This is a genomic window from Klebsiella sp. K47 (genome assembly GCF_051858335.1).
In the GTDB taxonomy this organism is placed as follows: Bacteria; Pseudomonadota; Gammaproteobacteria; order Enterobacterales; family Enterobacteriaceae; genus Klebsiella; species Klebsiella pneumoniae.
On sequence record NZ_JBPYUI010000551.1, the window covers coordinates 1 to 213 of the forward strand.

The 213-nt window shown below is 63.8% G+C and carries 1 protein-coding gene; it reads left to right on the forward strand.

Annotated features, from left to right (window positions below):
- Window positions 1-213, forward strand: a 213-nt coding sequence (locus RRF55_RS29175; protein ID WP_439419476.1) for a CheR family methyltransferase, incomplete at both ends; no start/stop codon positions are given.

Here is a 213-nt window from a genome sequence, read left to right on the forward strand (position 1 = left end):
GATCGACTACCGCCCGCTCAACCTGCTCGCCACCCGTTACGACGTTGGCGGCCCGTTCGATGCCCTGTTCTGCCGCAACGTGATGATCTACTTCGACAAACCCACCCAGCGCGGCATCCTCTCGCGGCTCATCCAGCACATGGGCGATGACGGCCTGCTCTACACCGGTCACTCGGAGAACTACCTGCACGCCGCCGACCTGATCCAGCCCTG